Annotated in this window: 13 protein-coding genes; 9 read left to right on the top strand and 4 right to left on the bottom strand. The window is 29.0% G+C overall.

Translation table 11 applies throughout. The features are described 5' to 3' along the window. Nucleotides 1-12 precede the first annotated feature (12 nt). The 6 genes from mapA (at nt 13) to EL235_RS05675 (ending at nt 6,115) form a co-directional block, all read left to right on the top strand. On the top strand, nt 13-660 hold the full coding sequence (gene mapA / locus EL235_RS05700; protein WP_126340992.1) for an outer membrane lipoprotein MapA: 648 nt from the start codon (nt 13-15) through the stop codon (nt 658-660). Then, entirely contained in the window at nt 657-1,238 is a 582-nt protein-coding gene (locus EL235_RS05695) for a ComF family protein (RefSeq protein ID WP_039626725.1), read from the top strand. Before mapA ends, EL235_RS05695 begins: the two co-directional genes overlap by 4 nt. 21 nt (nt 1,239-1,259) lie before the next feature. Then, complete coding sequence (gene gyrA, locus EL235_RS05690; RefSeq protein WP_126340991.1) at nt 1,260-3,848, top strand: DNA gyrase subunit A; 2,589 nt, start codon at nt 1,260-1,262, stop codon at nt 3,846-3,848. 61 nt (nt 3,849-3,909) lie between these two features. After that, nucleotides 3,910-4,428, top strand: a complete 519-nt coding sequence (locus EL235_RS05685; RefSeq protein ID WP_039626718.1) for an LPP20 family lipoprotein — start codon at nt 3,910-3,912, stop codon at nt 4,426-4,428. After that, a complete protein-coding gene (locus tag EL235_RS05680; protein WP_126340990.1) occupies nt 4,404-4,850 on the top strand; it encodes a hypothetical protein in 447 nt (148 codons plus the stop codon). Before EL235_RS05685 ends, EL235_RS05680 begins: the two co-directional genes overlap by 25 nt. A 62-nt stretch (nt 4,851-4,912) precedes the next feature. Next, a complete protein-coding gene (locus tag EL235_RS05675; protein ID WP_126340989.1) occupies nt 4,913-6,115 on the top strand; it encodes an ABC transporter permease in 1,203 nt (400 codons plus the stop codon). An 11-nt stretch (nt 6,116-6,126) separates the two neighbouring features. Here EL235_RS05675 and EL235_RS05670 read toward each other — a convergent pair whose 3' ends face one another. The 3 genes from EL235_RS05670 to EL235_RS05660 are packed head-to-tail and all read right to left on the bottom strand — an operon-like array spanning nt 6,127 to nt 7,553. Beyond that, on the bottom strand, nt 6,127-6,684 hold the full coding sequence (locus tag EL235_RS05670) for an SCO family protein (RefSeq protein WP_126340988.1): 558 nt from the start codon (nt 6,682-6,684) through the stop codon (nt 6,127-6,129). 3 nt (nt 6,685-6,687) lie between these two features. After that, the gene (locus EL235_RS05665) at nt 6,688-7,134 is read right to left on the bottom strand and encodes a hypothetical protein (RefSeq protein WP_126340987.1); all 447 of its coding nucleotides are present in this window, start codon (nt 7,132-7,134) and stop codon (nt 6,688-6,690) included. Then, a complete protein-coding gene (locus tag EL235_RS05660; RefSeq protein WP_039626707.1) occupies nt 7,134-7,553 on the bottom strand; it encodes a copper chaperone PCu(A)C in 420 nt (139 codons plus the stop codon). Before EL235_RS05660 ends, EL235_RS05665 begins: the two co-directional genes overlap by 1 nt. Before the next feature lie 127 nt (nt 7,554-7,680). On the opposite strand from EL235_RS05660, the gene EL235_RS05655 reads away from it, so the two are divergent. The 3 genes from EL235_RS05655 to EL235_RS05645 are packed head-to-tail and all read left to right on the top strand — an operon-like array spanning nt 7,681 to nt 9,906. Next, nucleotides 7,681-8,652, top strand: coding sequence for a L,D-transpeptidase family protein (locus tag EL235_RS05655; RefSeq protein WP_039626705.1), 972 nt, complete (start codon nt 7,681-7,683; stop codon nt 8,650-8,652). Then, entirely contained in the window at nt 8,652-9,659 is a 1,008-nt protein-coding gene (locus tag EL235_RS05650) for an alanine racemase (protein WP_126340986.1), read from the top strand. Before EL235_RS05655 ends, EL235_RS05650 begins: the two co-directional genes overlap by 1 nt. Nucleotides 9,660-9,696: 37 nt before the next feature. After that, nucleotides 9,697-9,906 (top strand): hypothetical protein, encoded by a 210-nt coding sequence (locus EL235_RS05645; protein WP_039618841.1) that lies wholly within the window; start codon nt 9,697-9,699, stop codon nt 9,904-9,906. Nucleotides 9,907-9,912: 6 nt separating this feature from the next. Here the strand turns inward: EL235_RS05645 and EL235_RS05640 are convergent, their stop codons facing one another. Beyond that, entirely contained in the window at nt 9,913-11,181 is a 1,269-nt protein-coding gene (locus EL235_RS05640) for a (Fe-S)-binding protein (protein WP_126340985.1), read from the bottom strand.

Genomic DNA, 11,181 nt, shown 5'->3' with positions numbered 1-11,181 from the left:
AAAGGAAATAAGATGTTTAAAAAATTATTTGTATTTATCTTGGCTTTGTTTTTTAGTGCTTGTGCCATAAATTCAAAAAATCAAAGTATTGCAAGAGTTAATGAGGTTATAAAAGTTCAAGCAGAGTGCTATGAACCTTCTAATTCTAAGGCCTATGAGGCAAAAATAAAAGGTCTTTTATATATTAGCGATGTTGGGCTAAAATATTGTGGCAACAAAAGAACAATAGACAAAAGTGTTTCTTTGAAAAAAGTATATATTCACAGAGTGTATGATTTAAATGAGAATTTGAAATATGCTTCTTCTAATGGATATAATTATTATATTAATGAAAATTTTAACTATTATTTTTATGTGTTTTTAAAAGAAGAATTAGAAAATAGAGGTATAGTGGTGGTCGAAAATACACAAGATTCTCCTTATGTTTTAAGAGTGGATTTAAGTTTTAACGATTTTTATTCAAAATTTGATTCTAATTCTTTATTTTCAATTATTGCTAGTCAGTTAACATTAAAAGATATTAATACCAATAAAACTATAAATATCAAAACCAAACAGGAAGTTAAAGGTTTTTATAATATTAAAGATCTGCCTTTCTTCACTCAGCTTCTTATTAAACAAGTAGCTAATAAATCTGCAGATATTATCAGTTCTTTGTGAGGTGTTTTAATTGCCATGGATTTTCCTTTGCGAGCTTTTGTCCAGCTTGCAAGGAAGAGCTTTTAGAATATTCTTTGGGTATAAGAGAACTTGAGGGAAATTTTAAAGTTTATTATTTTTATCAATATGAACAAATTAAACATCTAATTTATTTTAAACACAAATTTCAAGGATATTTTGTTTTAAATGCGCTTGCAAAATTAAGCTTTGCTAAATTTAAAGATTTTTTTCAACCTTCTTGTAAAATTAATGCCATAGCCTTAGATGATAAAACATATAAAAACTACTCTCATACTGCTATTTTAACCAAACATTTAAAAACTCAATTTATAAAGCCTATGTATCATACTTTACAAGCTAGTTCGCAGCATAAATATAGTGGAAAAAGTTTGCAATTTCGTAAAGATAATAAAAGAACTTATAAGCTTTTAAAGCGTCCAAAATACCCTGTAATTTTAGTAGATGATGTGGTAACTACGGGTTTAAGTTTGCTTGAAGCAAAAGAGTTTTTAGAAAAAAATAATATCGAAGTGCTTTTTGCTTTAGTTTTAGCTAATGCAAAATTTGATACAATATAGGTATTAATTTTAAGGATTTTTATGGAAAATATTTTTACTAAAGATTCAGATATTGAGAATATAGATATAGAAAGTTCTATAAAAAGTAGTTATTTAGATTATTCTATGAGTGTTATTATAGGCCGTGCCTTACCTGATGCTAGAGATGGGCTTAAACCTGTTCATAGAAGAATTTTATATGCTATGAATGATTTAGGTGTTGGAAGTCGTAGTGCATACAAAAAATCAGCACGTATAGTGGGCGATGTAATCGGTAAATATCATCCACACGGTGATACAGCTGTATATGATGCTTTAGTAAGAATGGCACAAGATTTTTCTATGCGTTATCCAAGTGTAGACGGACAAGGAAACTTTGGTTCTATTGATGGTGATGGTGCTGCTGCGATGCGTTATACTGAAGCTAGGATGACGATTTTAGCTGAAGAACTTTTGCGTGATATAGAAAAAGACACAGTTGATTTTATACCAAATTATGATGATTCTATGAGTGAACCTGATGTTTTACCTGCTAGGGTGCCAAATTTATTACTTAATGGTTCAAGTGGTATTGCAGTAGGTATGGCTACTAATATTCCTCCGCATAGCTTAAATGAGCTTATTGATGGTTTGCTTTATTTAATTGATAATAAAAATGCAAGCTTAGAAGAAATAATGCAATTTATCAAAGGCCCTGATTTTCCAACAGGTGGTATTATTTTTGGTAAAAAAGGTATTATAGAAGCTTACCGCACAGGTCGTGGTAGGGTAAAAGTAAGAGCAAAAACTCATATAGAAAAAAGAGCCAATAAAGATATTATCGTTATAGATGAACTTCCTTATCAAACCAATAAAGCAAGATTGATAGAGCAAATTGCTGAGCTTGCTAAAGAAAAACAAATCGAAGGTATTGCTGAAGTTAGAGATGAGAGTGATAGAGAAGGAATTCGTGTGGTGATTGAGCTAAAACGCGATGCCATGAGTGAGATTGTGTTGAATAATCTTTTTAAATCTACCACTATGGAAAGCACTTTTGGCGTGATTATGCTTGCTATACATAATAAAGAACCAAAAGTTTTTTCTTTAATCGAGCTTTTAAATTTGTTCTTAAATCATAGAAAAACTGTAATTATTAGAAGAACGATTTATGAATTGCAAAAAGCTAGAGCTAGGGCGCATATTTTAGAAGGTTTGAAAATTGCACTAGATAATATCGATGAAGTGATAGCTTTGATTAAAAATTCTCCTGATAATCCAACAGCTAAAAATTTATTGATGGAAAAATTTGGCTTAAGCGAGCTTCAATCAAACGCGATTTTAGATATGAAATTAGGTCGTTTAACAGGACTTGAGAGAGAAAAAATTGACAATGAATTAAGAGAGTTATTAGCAGAAATTGAAAGACTTGATCAAATTTTAAAAAGTGAGACTTTACTTGAAAATTTAATTAAAGATGAGTTAAAAGAAATTAGAACTAAATTTGATGTGCCAAGAATCACCCAAATTGAAGATGATTATGATGATATTGATATAGAAGATTTAATACCAAATGAAAACATGGTAGTTACTATTACCCATCGTGGTTATATTAAACGTGTTCCAAGTAAGCAATATGAAAAACAAAAACGTGGTGGCAAAGGCAAGGTTGCAGTTACTACTTATGATGATGATTTTATAGAAAGCTTCTTTACAGCAAACACACATGATACCTTGATGTTTGTTACTGATCGTGGACAACTTTACTGGCTTAAAGTTTATAAAATTCCTGAAGGAAGTAGAACTGCTAAAGGTAAAGCTGTGGTTAATCTTATTAACCTACAAGCAGATGAAAAAATCATGGCAATTATCCCAACAACTGATTTTGATGAAAGTAAATCATTGTGTTTCTTTACGAAAAATGGTATCGTAAAACGCACAAATTTAAGTGAATATCAAAACATTAGAAGTGTAGGTGTAAAGGCAATTAATCTAGATGAGAATGATGAGCTCGTTACTGCAATCATTGTAGCAAGAGATGAAAATGAAATCGTAAATGTAAATGCAAATGAGAATTTAGAAATAGATGAAAATCTAGAAAATGAAAGCAGTGAAAATAGTGAAGAATTAGAAAATATTACTAGTGGTAAAATGCTTTTTGCGGTAACTAAAAAAGGCATGTGTATTAAATTCCCGCTTGCTAAAGTTAGAGAGATTGGTCGTGTAAGTAGAGGGGTAACTGCGATTAAATTTAAAGAAAAAGATGATGAGGTTGTAGGTGCTGTTGTTATAGAAAATGATGCTCAAGAAATTTTAAGCGTAAGTGCTAAAGGCATAGGTAAGCGTACTGATGCTGGAGAATACAGACTTCAAAGTAGAGGTGGCAAGGGTGTTATTTGTATGAAACTTACTGCTAAAACAAAAGATTTAATTGGTATAGTTATAGTTGATGAAAGTATGGATTTAATGGCATTAACAAGCAGCGGTAAGATGATACGTGTTGATATGCAAAGCATTAGGAAAGCAGGTAGAAATACAAGCGGTGTAATTGTTGTTAATGTTGAAAATGATGAGGTTGTAAGTATCGCTAAATGTCCTAAAGAAGAAGATGAGGAATTAGATGTTGAAACTAATATGGATTTAAATTTAGAATAGTAAAATTTTTGGAATGCTTTTTGCTATTTTAATAAAATCAAATAAATTGAAGGTGTAAAAAATGAAAAAAGTTGTTTTTATGTTTTGTTTGGCTTTGGGTTTTAGTGCATGTGCGCTAGATCAAAGAGGTGTGAATCCAAATCAAACTCAAGCTGCTCAAGCTGCAAATTCTGATGTTGTGATTCAAAAGGTTGATAAAGATGATGTGCGTAATATCATTAGAGAAGAAAAAATGCTTGCAAATGATACAAGTACAGACAATGATCTAACTTTTACGGCAGTAGGTGAAGGTATTGCTCCTTTAAATACAGTTTCAGTTGGTCAAGCTTTGGCTTTAGCTAAAAGAGCAGCAATCACTGATGCTTATAGACAATTAGCTAGTAAGTTATATGGTGTAAGAGTTAATGGTAAAGATACAGTAAAAGACGCAATGCTTAAAAGTTCAACCATCACAGCACAGGTAAATGGTTTGATTAAAAATGCAAGTGTAGTTGATCAAGACTTTAAAGATGGTCTTTATAGAGTAAATGTAGAACTTAAAATCGATGCTGACAAGTGGAAAGAATTGTTTGCTTATTAATCCTTATATTTTTCAATGCCACTGCCCAAGATGAATTTATATTTTGGGCAGAACTCTCTAATAAAAATTTTATCCTCTATCATCAAAATGAAACTATTTCTATGGCTATGACTAAAAGTAAAAATAAAAATTTAGAATATGCTTGTGAGTTGGTTTATACACCAAGTGACTTGAAGTCTTTAGTGCGCAATGATTTTGGTATGATAGATGAAGAGAAAATGACAAAGTTAGATAAATTTAGCTTTTTAAATGCTCATAAAAATGATTTAATTGATTGTTTTTTTAATTCAAAAATAGATGTAAAAGACTTTGTAAAAAGCGAGCAAGCAAGCGCACAAAGTGAAACTTATGTGAGAATTTTGCCTTTAAGATTTATAGTTGAATTTCACAATAATAGCGCCTTTGTATATTATCTTAAATAAATACAAAGCTAGCTTTTATAAAAATCAAGCTAAAATACTTAAAAAAATATTAAGAGTAGAAAATGCAAAAAAGTATCCCTCGTTATTTACTATTTAAATATTTGCGTTTTGATAAAGATCAACCCTTTATCATGCTTTCGAAAATTTTAGCTTTTTTAGGTGTGAGTATAGGGCTTTGTGTGCTTTTAGTTGCAATGGCTATTATGAATGGTTTTGATAAAGAATTTGAGAGAAAACTTTTTACGATGAATTATCCTATAACTATATTGCCACGTTTTGGAGCAAGTATGGATGATAAGTTATTGCAAGAATTAAGAGTTAAATTTCCAAATTTATTATTTAGTCCTTATATTGCTACTCAGGTTATAGCAAGAAATGATTTAAAATTAGAAGGTGGTATGCTTTTTGGTGTTAATTTTGAAGATGAAAAAAAAATTAATGAAGTTGTAGCACAAGCTTTAGAAAATAAAAAATTAGACAATTTTGATATTTTAATTGGCAAGGGTTTAAAGGATGAATTTGGGCTTGATTATAATGAAAAAATAACTCTAATTTTTTCTAATCTTAATGCTAGTGGACTTTCACTTATCCCGCAGGTTAAAAGATTTGATGTTAAGGCTGATTTTTCTTCAGGATTATTAGCTTATGATAAAGCTTATATGTATACAGATGCTAAAGCCTTAGCTAAAATTTTATCATATCCCCAAGGAAATTATGATGGAGTACATGTATATTCAAATAAACCTTTTGAGGATATTAAACAAATTGAAGCTTTTTTGGGTGCAAGGTATGCTAGCATAGGTTGGTGGGAGCAAAATGGAAATTTCTTTGCAGCATTAGCTTTAGAAAAAAGGGCGTTGTTTATTGTGTTGATGTTGATTATTTTGGTCGCAAGTTTAAATATAGTAAGCTCTTTATTGATGATAGTGATGAATAGGCGTAGTGAAATAGCTTTATTGCTTTCCTTAGGAGCTAGTAAATTAGAGATTAAAAAAACCTTTTTTTCTTTAGGGTTTTTAATAGGTGGAAGTGGCATTATAGCAGGTGTGATTCTTGCAGCTATAGCTTTGTGGGTGCTTGGAAATTTTGACATCATTTCATTGCCAAGTGATGTTTATGGTATGAGTAAATTGCCATTAGAGCTTTCTTTTATTGATTTTTGTGCTACGCTTTTTGGTGCTATTGTGATAGTGAGTTTATCTTCTTATTATCCTGCCAAAAAAGCAACGCAAGTAGATATTTTAGATACTTTAAGAAACGAATAAATTGTAAGAATTTATTCGTTTAAGAATTTTTGAATTTCATTGAAAAAGTTTTCATAACTGATATCTTTTATGGTTTTAATAAATTTTCCATTCTCATCAATCAGATAAAATTCGCCACTATGTGCTATAGAATATCCCATAGCAGAATCTTTAAGATTGATTTTTTCATATATCACACCATAATTTTTAGTAACTTTTTCTAATTCTTTTTCATCTTTAGCAACCAAAGCTGTAGAATTTGGATAAAAATATTTTACCCATTGACTAGTTTGAGTTAGATTGCTATCTCTTGCTGGATCTAGTGAGATAAATACCACATGAGCTTTTTCTTTATTTGGCATTTTTTCTAAAACATTAGCAATTAGCGCAAGTTCGCTAGGACAAACATCAGGACAATATGTATAGCCAAAATATACAATTAATTTTTTACCGATAAAGTTTTTTAAACTAAGCATGCCTTTTTCAGAATTTAAGTGAAAATTGTATTTGTTATTTTCAAAATATTGCACTGATATAAAAAATACCCCAAAAATTACTACAATTAGCAAAAAAATATTTATTTTTTTCATATTTCACCTTTTTACATCAAAGTCAAAATAAAAACCTAGTGGAGCTTCATCATCAAAAAGTTCTATTCTAAAACGCATTACATCTAGTGTGCAAGAACTTAAAACTAATTTAGCATGGTAAGTGTTGTTGATTTTTTTAAATTGCGGAACAATATCTCCCATATACATATTAAGTCCATAAACTCTAGCATTTAGTTTTTTAAATTCACCCAAATTAGTGATATTTAAATCAAGCTCATTTAATGTAGCAATAGGCTTTGGATTCAAATTTACTAAGATTTTTTTATCTTTATAGTTATACACACATTCTTGGATATTTAGATCGCATACTAAGGGTGTTAAAGTGGTGATTAATTCTCTTTTTTTTCCAGTATTTGATGAATTAGTATAAACATAAGCCCCGCATATAGCAAAAACTATAGCTAGAGTAAAAATAAGTAGATTTTTCATTATTTTTTAATACTTCTTGACTCGATATCTTTTAGTTCAATCGTGCTGTTATCATCAAAATAAAGCGTCAGATTAGCTTTGGTTTGTGGTGTGATATTTTCTTTGAGATTTAATACCATAATATGCTTACCACCTGGTTTAAGTTCAGTGCTTGAATTAGCTTTTATGGTAATTTGAGGGATTTGTACCATCATTTTTTTACCATTTTCCATGATATGATCGTGAATTTCAGTTGTATCACTTAGTGAGCTTTGAGCTTTTATTAGTTTTATATCTTTATCAGAGTTATTTTTAAGCTCTAAAAAAAATGCTGTGGTTTTAGAATTTGGTGGAGTTTGTCTTACATAAGGAGCATTTATGGTAATTTCATTTGCAATAGCAAAAGCACTTAATATGGTTAAGCTAAGTAATTTTTTCATTATTTTACCTTTATTATTTTTTAATCAATTATAAACATTATACACGGAAAAAATTAAAAATATATTTATTGTAAAAATATTATAATTACTTCTTTGTTGTTTTAAAATTTTGGTAGAAAGGTGAAAATTGTTTAAAATTATATTGGCATTATTCAGTTTAACTATATTTGCAAATGCAAATAATCTTGCAAAAATTTATTTAAATCAAGGTATTGGTGCAGTTGAAAAGGTGCTAGAACAAGAATTAAGTAAAAAAGATTTTTGGCTTAATGAAATAAAAGATAAAAATGTTAGTCTTGGTTATTATGAAGAAAATGTTGCTATTGTTTTAACTAATAAAAGCGATAAAATCATTAGAGTTTATCATTATAACAATGGCAAAGTAGAAAAGAAATTTATTCAAAAAGAAGTTTTAACTGGTTTAGCTGGAGATAAAGAAATAGAAGGGGATTTAAAAACTCCTATAGGTTTTTATGAGCTTGGAAAGAAATTTTACCCTGGAGATCCATATTATGGACCGTTTGCTTTTGCAACGACTTATCCAAATATACTTGATAAAACTTTAGGAAAAACAGGTGGTGGAATTTGGATTCATGGTTATCCTTTAGATGGAACGCGTTTGGATACTTATAAGACTAGAGGTTGTATTGCTGTGCAAAATGATTTGCTAGAAGATTTTAATAAATTAGTGGCTGATAGAAAAACTTATGCAATGACAGAAGAGAAAAATAAAGTCAGGACAAATCATGAAGAAGTAGCTACTTTGTTAGCAAATTTATTTGCTTGGAGAGATAGTTGGCAAAAAAGTGATATCAATAGATATTTATCTTTTTATGATCAAAAAATATTTAAACATCAAAATAAATTTACCTATGAACAGTTTGCAAAAAATAAAGAAAGAATTTTTGCCAAAAAAGAAGAAAAAACTATTAAATTTTCAGATATTAGCATAAGTCCTTATCCAAATGAAAAAAATGAAAAGATTTTTAGAATAGGATTTTATGAAGACTATCGTAGTACTAATTATAAATTCAAAGGGGAAAAAGTTCTTTATGTTAAGCTAGTTGAAGATAAAATGCGAATTTTAGCTGAACAATAATGGCTTATATAAAAATCGATCGCTTAGCTTATGAGTATAATCTTGATTTAATAGCCTCTAAGGCTGGAGGTTATGAAAAAGTAATTTGTGTTTTTAAAGACAATGCTTATGGGCATGGAGCTAAGCTTTTAGCTCCTATAGCTAGAGCAAAAGGTATAAATTTTATAGCAGTAAAAAATGAAGCTGAAGCAAAAGAGTTAGATAGATTTTTTGATAATATTTTAATTTTATCTCATCATCCACATGGTGATGAAAATGAAAAATTTATCTATGTTTTAAATGACAAAAATGATATAAAAAAAATTAAAAAAAATACTAAAATTCATTTATCTATAGATACAAATATGCATAGGAATGGAATTTTACCTGAAGAAATTCAAGAAACTTTGCATGAGTTTAAAAATCATAGTTTGCAACTTCATGGAGTAATGATGCATTTTGCAGGAAGTGATGAAATAGATGCAAGTTACTTTGTGCAAAAGCAAAAATTCCAACATGCTAAAAAAATAATCTATAATTTATTGCAGGAAGAAGCTAAAAATTTAGTGTTTCACTCTCACAATTCTGAAGCTTTGTTTAGAACGAGTATGCTAAAGGATGATGAGTATTGTAGAGTAGGGCTCGTGCAATTTGGTTACGCATATTTTAACAAAAACTTACGTAAGGTTTTGAGTTTATGGGCTGAAAAGTTAAGCCAAAGAGTGTTAAAAAAAGGTCAAAGTGTTGGTTATGGTGGTGTATATAATGCAAAAGAAGATCTTGCAATAGCAACTTATGATTTAGGTTATGCAGATGGACTTTTACGTTATGATGGAAAAAAAGATTTTTTTCTTCCTAATGGAAAAAAAATACTTGGAAAAATGTCTATGGATAGTTTTTCTTGTGAAAATAGTGGTGATGTAATTTGTGTTATGAATGATGCAAATATTATGGCTAATTTTTTTAATACAATTAATTATGAAATTTTAGTCAAACTTTCTCCAAATTTAAAAAGAATTGTAATTTAAGATAAAAAATACTAATATATCTTTAGAAAGGTGAAATATGGCATTTTTAAATTGGGCTATTTTGATTTTATTTTTATTCATAGTGTTTTTGCTGATTAACCGTTATGAAAGAAAAATGAAAATTTTATATAAGAATATAGAAATCTTAAAAAATGAGTGTAAAAAAAATAGCGAAAATATAGAACAAAATAGAATTTTGATAGAAAAAAATAGATCAAAAATTGAAGATATAAAAAATCAAGATTAATAAAAATTAATCTCGAAGTAACTTTGCTATTAATTCTAAAGGGTGTAAGAATTGCGTAGAAATTTTTTCATGCTCTAGCACATTTGAAATTTGCATTCTACAAGCTGAGCATTCTGCGCTAATGATCTCTACATCACTTTTTTGTATGTTTTGAGCTTTTTTTATGCCAACTTGCAAAGCTTTTTCATAATGATCAGTTTGCATGCTAACTCCACCAAAACCACAGCACTCATTTGACTTGATAAGTTCTTTAAAGATATAATTTTGCTTTAGTAAAGCTCTTGGCTCTTTAAAAACTCCTTGCATTTTTCTTGCATGGCAAGGATCATGATATGCAATTTTTGTATTTATTTTTTTCTTTGTTTTTAAGAGTTCTTCTAAATTAGTGTATTCATAAAAATATTTTGTTGCAAGTAATATTTTACTAGAAATATTTTTAGCTCTTATCGCCCATTCTTTATCATTTTGCATATGAAAAAAATGTTCATAATCTATATTAATCATCGCAGAACAGGTCGCTTCTGGGATAATAATATAATCTAGTCTTTTTAATTTTTCCTCAAAATAAATGATATTTTTTTTAGCTAATTTTTCTACACTGTTAAAATCTCCGGTAAAATAATGAGGAGCACCACAACATGATTGATCTTTTAATAAATCAACATTGACTTTAAGATGTTTGCAAATTTCAAGTAAAGCAAAACCTGTATTAGTATAAGAATAATTAGACAAACAACCTATAAAAAGTCCTATGGTTTTTTCACCTTGATTGCTTATAAAATCAGGATTAGAGGCTAAAAAACTTTTTTTAGCTAAAGAAGGAAGCAAACGATCTTTTTTAACTAAAGGTAAGTTAATTTTGGCTTTCATTCCCAAATTTTTGTGTTGCAGACTAAAAGCACAACTTTGAAAAACATAGCCTAATCTTGCTAAAATATCTAAAATCTTTCTGTGTCTTAGAAAAAAGAAAGCAAGCTTTTTATACCATGCTATGCCAAATTTTTGAGCTATATCGAAACGCACTTTTTCAATAGCACTATCTACTCTTAAATGACTTGGACAAACTTCAACGCAATTTGTGCATAAAAAACATGATTCAAAAGTTTTTTTAAGATTTTTATCAAGTTCTAGTTCTTGGTTTTTATAAGCACTAATTAAATCCAAAAAACCACGAGGAGAAGTACTCTCATCGCGGTTTATCTCATGTATAGTACAAACTGGTATGCATTTGCCACATTTTACGCAAGCATTAGAAATTTCATTAATATTTAGCAT

Source organism: Campylobacter lari (assembly GCF_900638335.1).
Taxonomy (GTDB): domain Bacteria; phylum Campylobacterota; class Campylobacteria; order Campylobacterales; family Campylobacteraceae; genus Campylobacter_D; species Campylobacter_D lari_E.
The sequence above is the reverse complement of the archived record's forward strand: the minus strand, read 5'-3'. Positions and strand labels throughout refer to the sequence as shown.

Coding starts and splice junctions, on each gene's coding strand:
- EL235_RS05640 (WP_126340985.1), bottom strand. CDS start 11,181: ATGCTAAATATTAATGAAATTTCTAATGCTTGCGTAAAATGTGGCAAA.
- EL235_RS05670 (WP_126340988.1), bottom strand. CDS start 6,684: ATGAAAAAAATAAATATTTTTTTGCTAATTGTAGTAATTTTTGGGGTA.
- EL235_RS05685 (WP_039626718.1), top strand. CDS start 3,910: ATGAAAAAAGTTGTTTTTATGTTTTGTTTGGCTTTGGGTTTTAGTGCA.
- EL235_RS05665 (WP_126340987.1), bottom strand. CDS start 7,134: ATGAAAAATCTACTTATTTTTACTCTAGCTATAGTTTTTGCTATATGC.
- gyrA (WP_126340991.1), top strand. CDS start 1,260: ATGGAAAATATTTTTACTAAAGATTCAGATATTGAGAATATAGATATA.
- EL235_RS05675 (WP_126340989.1), top strand. CDS start 4,913: ATGCAAAAAAGTATCCCTCGTTATTTACTATTTAAATATTTGCGTTTT.
- EL235_RS05645 (WP_039618841.1), top strand. CDS start 9,697: ATGGCATTTTTAAATTGGGCTATTTTGATTTTATTTTTATTCATAGTG.
- EL235_RS05650 (WP_126340986.1), top strand. CDS start 8,652: ATGGCTTATATAAAAATCGATCGCTTAGCTTATGAGTATAATCTTGAT.
- mapA (WP_126340992.1), top strand. CDS start 13: ATGTTTAAAAAATTATTTGTATTTATCTTGGCTTTGTTTTTTAGTGCT.
- EL235_RS05660 (WP_039626707.1), bottom strand. CDS start 7,553: ATGAAAAAATTACTTAGCTTAACCATATTAAGTGCTTTTGCTATTGCA.